Here is a 16563-nt window from a genome sequence, read left to right as displayed (position 1 = left end):
TTTTACTCCTTCATCTTGTTTTGTTTATATTTCTTCTATGGAAATTTTACTGCCCCCTTCTCCTGCTTTTGCTGGTTCAATGAGCAAATGCACAGGAATGCGGGCTTTGATTTCCTCTACGTGGGTAATAACGCCTACGCTTCGTTTTTTATTTCTTATTTTTTCTAAAGCTTCCATTACTACTTCTAAGCAATTCTCGTCTAATGTTCCAAATCCTTCATCTAAGAAAAACAGTTCCAAAGGCGCTGCCCCCTTCATCTGAATTTGTGAAGATAAAGCAAGCGCCAGTGCTAAAGAAGCCATAAAAGTTTCTCCTCCGGAAAGAGTAGAAGCCGGTCGTGACACACCTCCATTTTTATAATCGCGAATGATAAAAGAAGTGTTCTCATCAATCTCTAAACCATAGGTGTTTCCTGTCATTTCTTTCAGGCTTATATCAGCTTCTTTGGCAATGTGCTCCAGATAATAACGGGAAATGTATTCAACAAAGCGTTTTCCTCTAAACAGACCTTCTAATTCTGAAAGAATATCTAATTTATGTTGAATTTGCTCTAAAAGTGTACAAACCTTTTCTTTTGCTTCCCATGCACCTTTCATTTGTTCCAGCTCTTTTCGCACCGCACCAAATCTTTTGTTTTCCTCTGTTGTTTCATTTTCCAGCGCCTGTACTTCTTGTTCCAGCAAAGTAAAGGCGTTCTTATCCATTCGTTCTTTTGATAACTTTTTCTTGATTTGCTGAAGCTGTTCTTGAATGCGGATTTTCTCGTTTTGGAAATTTTCAATTTTTTGTCTTACCTGAGACAATTCTTTTTCTTCTTTACAATATTTTTCAATATAAGCTTCTTCTGTGATAAAAAAGCTGTGCATTTTTTCTTTTAAAAGCGCATATTTTTGTTCACTGTCTTTGAAAGAAGCTTCGACAAGAGCCTTTTTGGCAGCCAACTGTTGGGCAAGAGTCTTTTCTTCCAAAGCTGCCTGATCAAAAAGATTTTTCGTACGTTCATATTGCATATCCAGTACAGTTATGGACTCTTCTGCTTCTTTTAGTTTTTCAGGCAGATTTTCCTCTGTTCCGGCTTTTTCTAAAATTTTTTCTCTTATTTCCAGAAGCTTTTCTTCTGTTTGTTTTTGCAGTAAGTAAATTTCTGTCTGTTTTGTCTTTAAATCCTGAATGATGCCCTCTCCTTTTTCCCGATTTTGTATACGGGCATCCAGTCTTTGCTCCAAAAGCTCCAGTTGCTTTTGCATTTCTTCTCTCTTTTTATTTTTTTCCTGTAAAGCTTCATAAGCTGTCTGAAAATCTTCAATCTCTACAATTTTCTTTTGCGTTTCCAGTTCTTTTTCTTTTTGCAAGATTTCTTTATGTTCCGTTTCCCATTCTGATTTTCTTTCCAGGCAACGCTTTTGCAGAGTTTCTATTTCAATCTCCTTTTTTACAATGTCTGTCTGGAGGTTTTGTAATTCTTCTGTCAGTTTTGGACTGACTGGAAGGTCTTCCAAAGAGATCTGTTGTTCCTGCTGCAATTGAGTCTTTAATCCGGCAATGGTTTCATGAATTGTCTGTATTTCTTTTTCTAACAGTTCTTTTTGCTTTTGCAATGCAAGAATATCTGCTTTTTGTGATACTGTCTGAGGTTTTTCATGATGAATGCTTCCGCATACCGGGCAGGGCATACCTTCTTCCAGCGAAGAAGCCAGAATAGCTGCCATGTTTTCTACATAAAGTTGTTCCTGTTCCTCTTTTTTTCTTTGTATCTGTGCCTGCTTCCTCTGCACTGCTTCTATTTCGGCAGAAAGTTTTTTACATTTCTTTTTTTGGGTTTCCCAGGCCTTTTGAAGATATGCTGTTTTCTCTGCCTCTTTTTCTTTTAAACAATGTATAAACTCTTGTTTTTCTAAGTTTTTTGCAGCTACATTTTTATTATCTGTCTCCATGGCTTTTTCCAAGGCAGTTCTTCGAATTTTCTGCTGGTTTAATTCTCTGGTCTTCTGAAATCCATCTATAATCATTTGCTGGATTTCTGATGAAACTACAGTTTTTGTAATTTCCTGCTGCAGATTTGTTTTTTGCAGTTTTCGGCTATCAATATCCTGCAGCAAAGCCTTCATTTTCCCCTGTGCTTCCGACAGTTTTTCTTTTGTTTCTTCACAAATGACCTTCTGTGCAGCGAAAAGCGCTTTCTGCTTATCTTGTTCCTCTGACAACTTTACTGCATCTAAAAGATTATTTCTCTGCTGTTCCCAGACTGGCTTTTTCTGCTGTTTATCTTCTTCTGCTTTTTGAAACTCTTTTTGCAAAGATACAAGCACTTGCTTTTTTTCCATCCACATTTCTGTAAGAGCAGCAGCTTTTTGCCTGTAACTTTTTTCTTTGGCAATACTTTCCTGATAATCTGCGAAATAAGGGAAAAGGCCATTGGCGATTTCCGCTTTTTTCAAATTTTCCTGTAAAACATTAACTTCTTCCTGCTCTTTTGCAAGTGATCTTTCTTTTTCACAGGCTGCATCGTATTCTTCCCACAACAAAATTTGGCTTTTGCTGTCCTCCAGATTTTTTCGCATTTTTTTCAAAGAAAATTCTTTTATTTCCAGAGTTTGCTCTAATTCTGTTTCTTTCTCTTTTAAATCTTGAATTGCTTCTGCTGTAACAGCCTCATAACGGGAAAGTGCGCCTTCCTGTTCCCTGCGTCTGCCTTCCCACTGTCCGGCATGCTCTTTTACCAGAAAAGCAAGCCGTTCCCCATACTTTTCCAAATGAAAAAGCCGTTCCAACATTTTATTTCTTTCCATGCCCTCCAGTTTTAAAAATTCAGAAAACTTTCCCTGAGGTAAAACCACTGTACGGAAAAAATCATCTTTCGATAATCCCAGAACTTCCTGGCATTTAGCATTTACCGTTCCCACTTTATCAGCTAAAATGACAGGTTCTGCATCTGTAATATCAGCAAATTTCGCACTGTCGCTGCGAATTCCCCCATCTTTTGTTCTCTTAAAACTTCGGGCTACCAGATATTTATGGAACTGCTTTTCCTGTATAGAAAAAATATATTCTACATAAGCTTTATCTGTATTTACGTTAATATAGTTCGTACTATTTCTGGAAGTGGTTCCATAAAGAGCCAGTGTCATGCCATCCAGAATACTGGTTTTTCCACTTCCTGTGGGACCGAAAATCCCAAAGAGTCCCTGACTGGTCAGCTTCTCAAAATCGACTTCCTGAACCTCTAAAAAACTATTTAATCCCTTCATTTTCATGGAAATCGGTTTCATTTTCGTCCTCCTTTTTTAAAATCTCCCATAAAGTTTCTAAAACTTCCGCTTCAGGCAGAACTCCTTTCTTTTCCTGATAATAATCTAAAAACAGTTCCTCAAAAGTTTTTTCTGTAAAAACAGTCCCTGCATCTTTTTGTTTCATTTCGGGAAAAACAGGAATAACTTCTAAAATATCTTCTTTATAACTTTTTAGTTCTTTTAGCTGTTCTTCCCGAATATAAGTATCTGTGTAAATCTGTAAATAAACATAACAGGAACGGTTCTGATTTTCCTCACATTTTTTTAATGCTTCCTCATAGCTTTTACAAACCCATTTTTCAATAGGTTTAGGATTATCAAAATAAATTTCCTGCACAACTGCTTCTTCATGAGGATGTAACGTAACCAAAGAACACTGCTTTGCAATAACCGTTTCCTGCAAGCGATAAGGTAGAGGTGAACCACTGTACCGAATTCGTCCATGACTTCCCACCACTTTTTGCGGTCTGTGTACATGTCCCAAAGCCACATACTGAGCCTTTTCAGGAAATACCTCAGGTGGAAGGAGATAACTGTTTCCCAGCATTAATCCCTGTTCAGAGCCATCTTTTTTACAGCCCAGAGTAAATACATGACTCATCAGTATATTAATCGTATCTTCTTCGTACCAGACAGCTCTTTTTTGAAACAGTTCACCTATTTTTTCCGCATAATCTGCAGCCCGTTTCTCATCACTGTCTTCTTCTCGATATAAGACTTCATTTAAAGTCTTTTCACTGACATAAGGAACACAGGCAAAAATTGCCTTTTCTCCTTTACAGGAAAAGGAAAAGACGCCTTCCTCTAAAGACTCTATTTCAAAATTTCCGTATTTACCGGAAGGAATTCTGGTTTTAGGTGTCCCATAAATAATAATACCATGCTCACGAGCCAGCGGAACAATCGCCTCCAGGCGAGAAGGCTGATCATGATTACCTGAAATTAAAACAACCAGACGTTGCCCTTGTTTACTTAATTCTTTTAATGTATGATATAAAAGCATTTCTGCTCCTGCAGATGGATGCCCGTTGTCGAACACATCTCCGGCAATACAAATAACATCTGCATCTGTTGTATCTGCAATGGAAACAAATTGCTCTAAAACAATTTTTTGTTCCTCCAGTCTGCTTTTTCCTTCCAAAAGCTTTCCAATATGCCAATCTGCGGTATGCAATATCTTCATTAATAAAACCTGCTGCTTTCTATTTATATTCTTCTCCTATTCTAACATTTGGCAGAAAAGAAAAAAAGAGAATAATGATTTTTTTCAAAAAAGATGTTATAATGGTGAAACGAATGAAAATTGAAATAAGAAAGTGAGATGCAAAAATGAAAAATGATTTATTTTCCATAGGACCTCTTACCATACACAGCTATGGTTTAATGATTGCTTTAGGTATCTTAGTCTGTGTTTTCATGGGAATGTATCGTGCGCGAAAGCATGGTTATAAAGACGAGGCTGTTTTAGATATTGCTATTTTCGGTATTTTAAGTGGTTTTATCGGAGCAAAGCTTTTGTATGTTCTTGTAGAATTTGACCGGTTTCTGGAAAATCCCATGGATGTATTAGGTTCCGAAGGCTTTGTCGTCTATGGAGGAATTATTGTAGGCGCTTTGGCAGGCGTTATTTACTGTCGTGTTAAAAAATTACCTTTTTGGGAATACTTTGATTTGCTGGCACCTTCCATTGCTGTTGCACAGGGATTTGGAAGAATTGGCTGTTTTCTTGCAGGCTGCTGCTACGGCAGACCCACAGAAGCTTTTTGGGGAGTGACTTTTCCAGAAGGAAGCTTTGCACCGGCAGGCGTACCTCTTATTCCCACACAGCTTATTTCTTCTGTAGGAGATTTTACTGTTGCAGGTATCTTGCTTTTATACAGCAAACATAATAAAAAGGCAGGAAATGTAGGTATTCTCTATATGGTACTCTATGGAATTGGCAGATTTCTGGTAGAATGTTTACGAAGCGATGACAGAGGAACAGTTGGCATACTTTCCACTTCCCAGTTTATTTCTATTGCCATTATACTTTTTGCAATAGTATTGTTTTTCAGACATAAAATTTTTAAAGGTATCAAAAAAGAAAATAGCGAAGAAGTATAAAAATGATAATAAGCAGGAGATAAATCGAAGTTTTCGGTCTGTCTCCTGCTTTTTTCCTTCTTTTCATTTAAAATCTTTTTTTCATTTCTTCTAATCTAAGATAAAACTGTGCGTAAAAATCCTGCCCTGCATCATAAGGCATAATATAGAAAAGTTGTAAAAGCTGTACCGAAAACTGTTTTGACAAAACTTCATCTTGAGCTTTTTCTAAAACCTCCTGCATTTTCTTTAAAAAATAATGCCAGTCTTTTACAAAAGTTTCATATTTTCGGATATCGCCTATTCCCAGCCATTTTTGGATTTTTACTTTTGTCTTGGGCTCCTGAGGGCATTCCTTAGTCTGAAGAAAATATTGAAAATCATTGTCTTCGTAAATTCTTCCAAGAGGAAACATACGGCAAAATCCCGGACGAAATCCGTGAATGGCACATCTGCCCTGTTCGTTTAAAAAGCTACATTTTTCTTCTGCTCCGGCCATTTTCAGATTAGGAAGAATAATTCCCTCTGCTACCTGTAATTCTACTGCATAGGATAACAATTCTTCAAAACTCTGGTTTAAATTTTTGCACAAAAGATACACATCATAAGGGTCTAAAACAATGGAATGTCCCATGCCCTGACAGCATTTGGAACAGCCTTTGCAATCATTGCAGCCGGCTTTTACCATATCCTTATACCCATATCGTTTTCCATCAGAAATTTCAGATAAATCAAGCTCTCTTATCATGATTTTCCTCCTCCCATTGGTACATATACAGTTCGTGCAGCGCTCTGGTGGCACAGATATACGCCGCCTGCTTTAGAAGCGGTGTAGTTCTTTTCTCAGAAATTCCAAATACCTGATCAAATTCCAGTCCTTTTGCCAGATAAAAAGTAGTGACAGTAAGCCCTTTTTGAAATACAGAACTGTCTTTATCAATATAAAAAGTCTGTGGAAATTTTTCTTTTAAATACTGATAGGCAAAAACAGCCTCTTCCTCTGTCGTGGTAATCACTGCTGCAGTTTCATATCCGTTCTCCTGAAGCTTTAAATTTTTCAGTGTTTCGTCTAATATTTCTGTCATAACAGAAAATGTCTCTTCTTCTACCGGTTTTCCATGACGCTCAAATAATTCTACTCCCTGTACATTGGTAATTTTATTGGCGTAAGATGCGATTTCTACTGTATTGCGATAACTTTTATTCATGTAAATAACACGTATCTGTCTTCCGTAAATCTCCGGCAAAAATTCTAATACATCCTGCACTTCTGCTTCCATAGTCTGAGCCTTGTCTCCTAAAATTGTCATTGGACAATGAAACAGTTCTTTTAAAATAATATACTGTAAATAAGAATAGTCCTGCATTTCATCAATCACCAGATGCTTTACGGTTTTTTGCTGTGTAGAAGAAAACAGACGGTATTTAAAGTAAAGCATAGGATATACATCTTCATAAGGCAACAGTCGCTTTTCATAAGAACAATGGGGTAAAGTTTTCAGGCCTGTACGTTTTAAAAAACGGCTATATAAAACATATAAATCTTTTGTTTCATACATTTTCATAAATTTTCCATAGAGCATATCCCGTTCTTCTTCCGGTAAAGTACAGTCTTTTAAAGTTTCATATTCGTCTATAAAATATTCCAGCACTGCTTCCATTCTGGAAAGCAATGGAATATCCTGAAACTTAAAATAAAACAAATTCAAAATTTCCTGTTCTGTTTTTTCAAAACCTCTGTATTCCATAGTACGGAAATTCATAAGCTCATCTTCTAATTCCAAAAGAAAGGCTTCGGCTTCATCAAGGAACTCTTTCGACTGTTTCCAGCGCATCCTTTTTATCTGTTTTTCGTTTGCAAACGCAAGCTCTCTTTCAATCTGATGATAGCGGTCTTCACAGTCATAAACAAAGGACTTTAATTCTTTATAAGCATATAAATCAAAACTCATTTCCTGAATGTTTTCCTCTCCCAGTTCAGGAAGGATATGTGAAATATAATCAGAAAAAACGCTGTTGGGAGATAAAACCAGAATATTGGAAGATTTTAAATGTTCCCTGTCATGATATAGAAGATAAGCAATACGATGCAGTGCCACAGATGTTTTCCCACTTCCTGCTGCTCCCTGAATAACCATAATTTTATCTTTTGTATTTCGGATAATGGCATTTTGCTCTTTCTGAATAGTTCGTACAATATTTTTAAGCTGTACGTCTCCATTACTGCCTAATTCTGCTTTTAAAATATCATCATCAATTTTTACGTCACTTTCAAATTCATAAACCATTTTTCCGCGGCGAATTTTATACTGCCATTTGGATGTGATTTCTCCGTGCAAAATACCAGCCGGTGCAGTATAGCTGGCAGCACCTTTGTCATAATCGTAAAATAAACCACTTACAGGGGCTCTCCAGTCATAAATCAAAGGAACATGCCCTGTCTTTTCAGAAAAGTTTCCAATTCCAATATAAAACTGCTCCGGTTCTTTTTCTCCTTCATAACAGAAATCAACTCTCCCGAAAAAAGGAGAGTCCATCATTTTCTCTAACCGCTGGCGGTAAATAAATTGCTCCTGATTGGCATTTACCTGCTGAAACAACGCCTGCTGGTTGTCAAAATTTTCGTATCCATACTGGTCCATCTCGGTATAATTATCCCAGTAATAGGTGTGCATACTTTCGATTTCTTTTTGCCCTTCTGAAAGAGCATGGTTGACTTCTTGAATTTTATGTTTCAGTTTTTCATTAATAAGCGTTAAAAATTCTGTTCCCTGACTCATAGATGTTCTCCATAATTTCAATTTTATTAAAGACATTATTATAGCATAGGATAAAGAATACGTCATCTGTCTATTAGGATTTTTTCATATCTTTTTCACATGCTTCCAAAGCGTTATCTATCGCATTCTGTCCATCTCCGTTTCTGCTGTTTTCTGCCTTTTGACGCCGCGAATACGACATTTCCGGACGGGATAAGTGCAGAACAAGATAAAAGAAAAGCCAGCGTTCCCGCCAGCCATCTGTATTTTCAACGTTTCAATTGCAACGCTCCTTTCCTCTGACTCATAAATCTGCCAGTTTTACTTTGCATCGTTTCATATAACACGCAATCCCATATTTCAAGATTTTATCCACTCCGTTCTCCCGGAGTTCTTCATCATATTTCTTTTCCTCTATCTGTTGTAGTGCGCGTTCACAAGCCTGATCAAGATTTCCGTCATTGGCATACTTGACTTCGATAAGGATAACCGTTTCACTGTTTTCGGTTTCAACGAGGATATCGCTGTATCCTTCGCCGCTTTCCTGATTGGACGATACGTACCATTCTTCCTTCACACCCAGAATTCCAAGCAGTATCCCATGATAAAAGTTCTCCTTACTTGCTTTTTTCACAAACGTATCCCGGATACTGATGGTCTTTTTCAGGTAGCTTTCAAAAATCTCCTCTACCTTCGTTTCTTCACCACTTTTCAGGGCATTACAAAACCGGCTTAACGTGTCGCCGTCTTTTTTTACACGCTCTTTAAAGTATTCCATGATCTGTGTCTGAAAAATATCCCGGATTTCCAAATTAGGTATCGCAAGTTTATACCGTTTTGCATCAACCCTTCCACGCTGTGTCAAATATCCCGTCATGAATAAAAGACTCCAGACGTTCTCCAAAGACTGATACATCTCCGGGTAAGTCAGCTCCTGATGAATCTCTTTCGTGATTTCCCCACCGGCAAGCAGTTTTTCAATCTCACGCTTGGTTTTAAAATTGTCGGACATTTGAATAAATTTCCTGATGGCATCATTACTGCTGGTGTTGATCCAATAATTTTCCGGAAACGAATCCGTATGGTCTTTTAATTTATCACAGTAATTCAATACATCCCAAGGGCAGTACACTTCCACGCTGCCAAACTGATACCCATCATACCAGCTCTTAACATCCTCATAATGCTCTTCTATCCCATAATACTCCAGCATGTTCTTTACTTCCATATCTGTAAAACCGAAATATTCATCATACCGTTCATCTGTAATGGACAATACTTTCAGGTTATTAAGCCCCGTAAAGATACTTTCTTTTGAAATACGCATGCATCCTGTCATCACTGCAAATTTCAAGCTGTCATTCGTTTTCAATGCCTGTTCCAATAAACTACGGATTAAAAAGATCATCTGATCATAATACCCATTTTCAAATGCTTTTGCTAATGGAACATCATACTCATCAATCAAAAGAACTACTTTTGTTTCATAATGTTTCTCCAATAGTTCCGATAAAGTTTTCAATCCGCTGCAAAATACGGCTTTACTCATTCTGCTATCTAAAAGTTTCTTATATTCTGACTTATCAAAATCACTTAAATTCCCACTTTCCAAAAGAAACTGCATTTTACCTGCTACATTCTTTATAATCTGAACTGCAAAATCAAATGCATCCTCATAAGTAGCAGCATTAATTCCTTTCAGAGAAATTGAAATAACCGGATATTTCCCCATATATGCTTCACACAGTTTTGTATCTTTTGAAATTTCAAATCCATCAAAAATACTCTGCTCCCGCTCTATGGAAAAAAAGTGTTCCAGCATACTCATATTTAAGGTTTTCCCAAAACGTCTTGGTCTGGTAAAAAGATTTACCATTCCGCCATTGCGGAGCAGTTCTGAAATCAGTCCTGTTTTATCAACATAATAATAGTTATCTTTTATAATCTGCTCAAAATTTTCCAATCCTACCGGAAGGCGTTTCTTTTCTTCACCCATGTTATTCACACTCCTTCTCTGTTGGTTATATTATAACAAAGATCCGCGCGAAAGCCTATACCTAACTTTACTCATCCTTTCTAATCACTGTATAAAAAAATTATATCATGCGTAAGATATTATTTTACCATTTTCCGAATAGAAATGTACGAAAAAAGAGACCAATCCTTTACTGATCAGCCTCTTTTGCCATAGTCACGATTACCTGACTTCTGCACTCTTATTCATAATCTAAACATGCTCTTTCTGTCACGTAAGGACGAACATAAGTATCTGCAACTTTTACATGTTCCGGATGTGAGCCATAAACTGCTACATCTTCTGCTTTCTCAAGTGTTGTTACCAGCGCAACATCGTGTGTACTGGATGATAATGGTTCTTCTACAAATTCTACTGTCAGAAGTCCCGGTACTTTTCCTACCAAGCCTTTTAAATTCTCAGCCATTGCTTTTTTAAGCGCCGGCTTTTCAGCTTCCTGAATTTCCGGTTTAAACTTCCACATAACAATATGATGTACCATGATGTACCCTCCTTATAACCGCTAAATATGGTTTTATTTTAGCTTTGCTGTTTCTCCTTGTCAATGATTTTTTAGCTTTGTATAGCAGGCTCACTGATTTTTGAAACAGAATGCTGGAATATATGGTTAAAAATCAGTCCATATACAGCGCCTAAAATATTATTGAAAATTCGGAAAAATACAGCTCCCGGAACACCTAAAATGCTCACGGCAATTGCCATAGCTCCAAAAGAGTTAAAGACTGCCTGCCAACCATAAGTAGCCGATAAGCCAACGCCAATTCCACCTACTACACCAATATAAGGGTAGAAAGCTTCCGGCAAAATCGGATAAACCAGTAAAAATACCATTCCGCCTATCAGATTTCCCGGAATTCTTCCTTTTACTCTGGTTTTTACATCTTCATGAAACGGAAGAATAACAGACATTGCTGCAATTCCTGCCCACATGGCTCTTGGAATATGTAATAAACCAGCTAAAAGAATAACTGTAGATACACCGAAAGTAACAGAAAGCTGCCATCTGGTTCTCATAGAATGTAAATCAAATTCACGAAGAAGGTCTTTCCAGCTTCTTTTATAAGTCACATGCTTATGATTACGGTAAAATACAATACCTGTAAGCAATGCTCCCACTGCAAGGCCGGCAAGACGCAAAAGATACATTTTACCTGTCACATCATAACCGTATAAAAGTAAATAACCTAAAACTAAGGTAGAGTGGTTTCCCATAATAACATTATGGCAACCTAAAAGCATCAAAACAAAAATACATGCCAGATTTACCAGTAATTCTGTAAAAAGCCCTCCCATATTTGCCAGTCTTGGACCAAAGGCTAAAATACCGAAAATAATGAAAAGGGAACTAAGACCGTGAGGGGTATAAATACCAAAATCTGCAAAGCGAAATACCATAATGCACAACAAAATCACAACACCTACAACGCTGTTTGCATCACCGAAAATCTTACTGTACCCGATTACAAACGCCATGCAGAATACCATCGTAATGAAAATCTTGAACAAATAAATAGCTGTGTGTTTCAGCTTTTCTTTACCGGTCAGAGAACTTTTAATCACGGCTTTGGAGCCCGCCTGATTGAGCTGTAATTCTTGATAAATTGTCATAAAATGACTCCCGTCCTTTCTGTATAATTTTACCTAGCGGGGAGGCATTATACCATTAGAAAAGACGTTTGTCAAATTTTATTTTACAACTTTGATGCTTTCGATGACAGGCTGGTCTTCCGGTAGCACTGTGCCGTTATCATCAATTACCTTTGCGTCACTGCAAATTTTATCCACGATTTCAATTCCTTCTGTGACATGTCCGAAAGCAGCATACTGCCCGTCTAAGAAGGTGCTGTCTTCATCTACAATAAAAAACTGAGAACTGGCGCTGTCCGGCGCCTGAGAACGAGCCATAGATAATGTTCCCTTTTTATGTGAAATCGTATTCTCTACGCCATTTTGAGAAAATTCACCTTTAATGGTTTCTTCAGAACCGCCTGTGCCATTGCCCAGAGGGTCGCCGCCCTGCATCATAAATCCATCCATAATGCGATGAAAAGTCAATCCATCATAAAAACCATCTTCTGCCAAAGAAATAAAGTTTTCTACTGTAATCGGCGCCTGTTCAGGATCTAATTCTGCTTTGATTGTTCCATAATCCTTAATGGTAATTTCAATTTCAGGATTATCTTTTTTATCTTTTTCACCACATCCAGTTAAAACAAGTCCTAATATACTGGCTGCTGCAATTATTCGAGTCAATTTTTTCATGAAATTATAATCTCCTTTAAGCTTTTATTGCCCATCTCATTTTGGTAGAGCGTGAACGACTGTTTCTTGCACATTCTTCCGCAGAAGGTCTGATGACATCTTTAGAAATTTCGCTGTAAACGCCTTCTCTGTAAAAACGCTGAAATGCTTTTTTTACCAGCCTGTCCTCTCCTGAATGGAAGGTTAAAATAGCGACACGGGCTCCCTTATTTAAAACAGCAGGAAGCTTTTCCATAAATGCCTCCAGCACTTCAAATTCGCTGTTTACATCAATACGCAAAGCCTGAAATGTTCTGGCACAGGATTTTTTCACCATTTCTTTCCGGTCTTTTTCAGGAACACGTACTAAAGCTTTTTCCACTGCTTTCTGAAGCTGTGTCGTAGTTGTTATAGCATTTCCTCTCCTGAGTTCAGAAATAATGGTATTGGAAATTTCTTTTGCATAAGGCTCATCTGAATTTTCAATCAACATTCCTTCCAGTTCCGGCTGAGAAATATCTTTTAAACGCTCTGCTGCTGAAATTCCCTTTTCAGGATTTAAACGCAAATCCAGAGGGCCTTCAAATTTATAAGTAAATCCACGCTCAGGATTATCAATCTGCATGGAAGAAACACCTAAATCCGCCAGAACAAAGTCAAATCCACCGGCCTCTTCTTTTAGCTGGTCTACATCGGCAAAGTTCATTTGTTTAATTGTAAGAATATCTTCTCCATATCCCATTTTTTCCAATCGTGCTTTTGTTTTCTTTATCTCTATAGGGTCTACATCTAGAGCATATAAATGTCCTTTGCCTTCTAAGCAGCCTAACATCTTTGAAGAATGTCCGCCATACCCTAAAGTCGCATCAAGGCCTGTCTGTCCCGGCTGGATTTGCAGAAAATCTAAAATTTCCTGCACACAGATAGAAATGTGCATTCCTGCCGGTGTACCACCTTTTTGAATAACCTTTTCAATGGTATCTGCATACTTTTCCGGCTGTAATTCTTTATACTTTTCCTTATAGCTTCTGGGATGTGTGCCTTTATAGCGCACCCGTCTTTTATGCTGTTGTTCCTGATTTTCCATTTTCTACTCCTATCTTGAAAGATTAACATCCTTTGATTTCATAACTTTTAAAATTTCAGCTTCACTTACCACATTAAAATCATGCTGAACCATTAATTTGATTACACTGGCTGTAATAGAAAAATCAATGAGCTTCTGTGGTGAAAAATTATTTGCCAAAGCATGCAAAAGTCCTGCTGCAAAAGCATCACCGGCTCCCACTGCCTCTAAGCTGTGTACGGTATGGATTGGACTTTCATAAAATTTTCCGTCACACAGGTAAATTCCCATCCATTGTCCGTCTTCTACTGAATAAATATTTCTCAAAACGCTGGCTACTGCTTTACAGTTGGGATATTGTTTTATAATTTCCTCCATGCCTTTTTTATAAGTTTCAATCTGGTCAATTCCGTGTGCCATGTCTCCGTCAAAGGCATGGATGCCTAAAGTAGCTTCAAAATCTTCATCATTGGCAATACATAAATCTACATAGTGCATTAATTTTTTCATAACACTCCGTGCTTTTTCTGTACTCCACATTTTCCCACGGTAATTCAAATCACAAACCACCTGAATTTTATGCTCTTTGCAATATTTTAAAGCTTCTGTTACTGCAATTTCAATATTTTCACTGATTGCCGGAGTAACACCGGAAAAATAGAAAATATCTACATCCCGAAGAAGATTTTCCCAGCAAAATTCCTCTGGTTCTGCCATAGATAACGCACTGTATTCCCTGTCATAGACAACATTCGTCTGACGAATGTTACTTCCTTTTTCAAAATAATAGATGCCCAGACGTTTACCGCCTTTCAAGACAAGGTCTGTATTGACACCATAACCGCGAATTTCTTTTAAGGCAGACATGCCCACAGGATTATCCGGTACCTTTGTAAGAAAAGAAACTTTATCCTCCAGCATTGCCAGAGATACCGCAACATTGGCTTCTGCCCCTCCATAGCTGGCTTCAAAATTTTGTGATTGGATAATTCGTAAATGTTCCGGTGTTTTTAAACGGAGCATTATTTCTCCGAAAGTTAATATTTTCATTTTAGTTTACCTCATACTATCTGCTTAATTGTTTTTAATCAGGATATTTATTATACACAACTTAATTTTAAAATACAACTTGTATATGCTTTCTTTACTTATGATATGGTTCTCCTGCTGCAATACGATATCCACGATAAATCTGCTCTAATAAAATCACACGCATTAACTGGTGTGGGAATGTCATCTTAGAAAAGCTAACTGCATAATCGGAACGCTTTAATACTGCTGTTCCCAGCCCGATAGAGCCGCCGATAATGAAAATAATATGGCTTTTTCCCTGAACGCCTAACTGCTGGATTTTTTTTGAAAATTCCACAGAGTCTAACATCGCGCCTCCGATTTCCAAAGTAATTACATAAGCGTCTTCTTTTACATATTTTAGAATTCGCTCTCCTTCTTTTTGACGGATTTGATTTTCTACAACCTCGCTGGCAGCATCCGGTGTCTTTTCGTCTGCAACCTCGATAATTTCTAATTTACAGTATTTGCCAAGCCTTTTGCTGTATTCTGCCACAGCATCTTTTAAATATTTTTCTTTTAATTTTCCTACGGTAATAATGGTAATTTTCATAAACATCCTTCCTAAACACGTATATAGGCATATCCTTCTTCTTGTTTTTCTACAAGTGTCAAAATACCAAAAGGAACTGTTGTTGCCAAAGATACCAGCTCTGCATTTGTAAGCTCTAATTCCTTCATAGAAGTTTCACACGCAAAAAATTTCACGCCTTTTGCATGAAGCTCGAAAGTTCTTTGATTCTCTTCAGATGACAAAAGCCCTTTTACTGCCTGATTTACTGCTAAAATTTCTATATTGCATACTGCATTTTCCTCACAAAGCTTTTGAGCATATTGTTCTGCTCTTTCCAACCCCTGCTTATCTTCTGCATGAAAAATCACTTTACCCTTTGGCTGGGAAGCCGGTTCTTTTCCTATAATTTCATACTCTATTTCATCAATAGATAAAGGTATCCCTGTACTGCTGGTTACATTGATGCCACCATACCAAGTGCTTTCCACAGTAAAAATATCACCCTCCTGATAATCGGAGGACCAATCATTCATTTTCTTTACAATTTTAACTTTATCGCCTTTTCCTGCTTTCATCTATTTTCTCCTCATTTTCTGTAAACGTTCTTTGCTTTCCTTCGGTACACGATAAGACTCTCGAATTTTTTGAATGGATTTATTATGAGTAAAATCATCTAAAAGGTTTTTCGCAAAAATTTCTTCTGTTTTTTCAGGAAATTTTACATAGCATACAGAAATTGCCCACGCAACTGCCATTTTTACATAATATCCTTCATGATGAACCTTCAATAATAAATCCAGTACCTCTTCTATATAAGCTTCATTAATAAAAAAGTCTAAAAGACATACCACAGCAAAACGTATTTCATATTCTTGCGTGCTGCATAAATAAGATTTAAGAAAAGACAGCCATTCCTTTGGAAAATCCCGCATAAATTTATAAGTAGCACAACTGCAGTCGCAAATTGCCCAATTATTGATGTGAGGAATAAATTTCTCAAGCTCCTTTTTCCTTTCTTCTGTTGAAAGCTTTGCATAGCCTAAAATCATTCCCCATAACATCAGTTCCTCGTAAATCTGTATATCAACATTTTCAATAAATTCCCTGCAATCTCCTTTTGCCGCCTTTTTCGCAATCTCTCTCAGCTTCGGAACCCGCACACCTAAAATATTAGAAACACCGGGAACAAGAGAACTCTGGAACTCCTTATAACCTTCCTCACTGTTTTCATACAACTCATTTCTTATCCATTGCGTAATATCTGACATTCTTTTCTCCATTTTAATTATTACATTCTAATATCAAAAGATATATATGAAGTAAAATTTTGCAGAAATACACACATCCTATTGGATGAAATTCAGTATTCTATGGGCAAACGATTGGAACACTGACGTAGTTTTTCCAGCATAGCGATACCTTGGGAGTCGTGTTTGAGTGCTTTCGCACGAGTTTGACGGACAAGGTATCTGTAAGCGGCGAAGAAAAACAAGAAAGTGGACTG

At 37.3% G+C, this 16563-nt stretch carries 14 protein-coding genes; 1 reads left to right on the top strand and 13 read right to left on the bottom strand.

Annotated elements, in window-relative coordinates:
* Positions 1-24: 24 nt before the first annotated feature.
* Positions 25-3270: an AAA family ATPase gene (locus BQ7352_RS10885; protein ID WP_072449242.1), complete on the bottom strand. Its 3246-nt coding sequence runs from the start codon at positions 3268-3270 to the stop codon at positions 25-27.
* Positions 3233-4474, bottom strand: a complete 1242-nt coding sequence (locus BQ7352_RS10880) for an exonuclease SbcCD subunit D (RefSeq protein ID WP_072449241.1) — start codon at positions 4472-4474, stop codon at positions 3233-3235. Before BQ7352_RS10880 ends, BQ7352_RS10885 begins: the two co-directional genes overlap by 38 nt.
* Positions 4475-4620: 146 nt before the next feature.
* Here BQ7352_RS10880 and BQ7352_RS10875 point away from each other — a divergent pair, with 146 nt between their 5' ends.
* A complete protein-coding gene (locus BQ7352_RS10875) occupies positions 4621-5394 on the top strand; it encodes a prolipoprotein diacylglyceryl transferase (protein ID WP_072449240.1) in 774 nt (257 codons plus the stop codon).
* Positions 5395-5461: 67 nt separating this feature from the next.
* On the opposite strand, the gene BQ7352_RS10870 is transcribed toward BQ7352_RS10875, so the two are convergent.
* The 11 genes from BQ7352_RS10870 to BQ7352_RS10820 all read right to left on the bottom strand — a co-directional run bounded on the left by BQ7352_RS10870 (position 5462) and on the right by BQ7352_RS10820 (position 16327).
* A complete protein-coding gene (locus BQ7352_RS10870; RefSeq protein ID WP_072449238.1) occupies positions 5462-6121 on the bottom strand; it encodes a YkgJ family cysteine cluster protein in 660 nt (219 codons plus the stop codon).
* A complete protein-coding gene (locus BQ7352_RS10865; RefSeq protein ID WP_072449237.1) occupies positions 6105-8153 on the bottom strand; it encodes a HelD family protein in 2049 nt (682 codons plus the stop codon). Before BQ7352_RS10865 ends, BQ7352_RS10870 begins: the two co-directional genes overlap by 17 nt.
* Before the next feature lie 283 nt (positions 8154-8436).
* On the bottom strand, positions 8437-10128 hold the full coding sequence (locus BQ7352_RS10860) for an AAA family ATPase (RefSeq protein ID WP_072449235.1): 1692 nt from the start codon (positions 10126-10128) through the stop codon (positions 8437-8439).
* 220 nt (positions 10129-10348) lie between these two features.
* Positions 10349-10648 (bottom strand): Dabb family protein, encoded by a 300-nt coding sequence (locus tag BQ7352_RS10855; RefSeq protein WP_072449233.1) that lies wholly within the window; start codon positions 10646-10648, stop codon positions 10349-10351.
* Positions 10649-10719: 71 nt separating this feature from the next.
* Complete coding sequence (locus tag BQ7352_RS10850) at positions 10720-11775, bottom strand: FUSC family protein (protein ID WP_072449232.1); 1056 nt, start codon at positions 11773-11775, stop codon at positions 10720-10722.
* 78 nt (positions 11776-11853) lie between these two features.
* Positions 11854-12429 carry a peptidylprolyl isomerase gene (locus BQ7352_RS10845; RefSeq protein WP_072449231.1) on the bottom strand — a complete coding sequence of 192 codons (576 nt, stop codon included), beginning with the start codon at positions 12427-12429 and terminating at the stop codon, positions 11854-11856.
* A gap of 16 nt (positions 12430-12445) precedes the next feature.
* A complete protein-coding gene (rsmH, locus tag BQ7352_RS10840) occupies positions 12446-13495 on the bottom strand; it encodes a 16S rRNA (cytosine(1402)-N(4))-methyltransferase RsmH (protein ID WP_072449230.1) in 1050 nt (349 codons plus the stop codon).
* A 9-nt stretch (positions 13496-13504) separates the two neighbouring features.
* A complete protein-coding gene (locus tag BQ7352_RS10835) occupies positions 13505-14524 on the bottom strand; it encodes a sugar kinase (RefSeq protein ID WP_072449228.1) in 1020 nt (339 codons plus the stop codon).
* 94 nt (positions 14525-14618) lie between these two features.
* Complete coding sequence (gene rlmH, locus BQ7352_RS10830; protein ID WP_072449227.1) at positions 14619-15098, bottom strand: 23S rRNA (pseudouridine(1915)-N(3))-methyltransferase RlmH; 480 nt, start codon at positions 15096-15098, stop codon at positions 14619-14621.
* Positions 15099-15109: 11 nt separating this feature from the next.
* Entirely contained in the window at positions 15110-15634 is a 525-nt protein-coding gene (locus BQ7352_RS10825) for a DsrE family protein (RefSeq protein WP_072449225.1), read from the bottom strand.
* Positions 15635-16327, bottom strand: a complete 693-nt coding sequence (locus tag BQ7352_RS10820) for a DNA alkylation repair protein (protein WP_072449224.1) — start codon at positions 16325-16327, stop codon at positions 15635-15637.
* Positions 16328-16563 lie beyond the last annotated feature (236 nt).

It is taken from the genome of Blautia sp. Marseille-P3201T, from assembly GCF_900120295.1.
Classification (GTDB): Bacteria; Bacillota; Clostridia; order Lachnospirales; family Lachnospiraceae; genus Blautia.
Note: the sequence above shows the minus strand (reverse complement) of the source record. Positions and strands in the feature narration are given on the sequence as shown.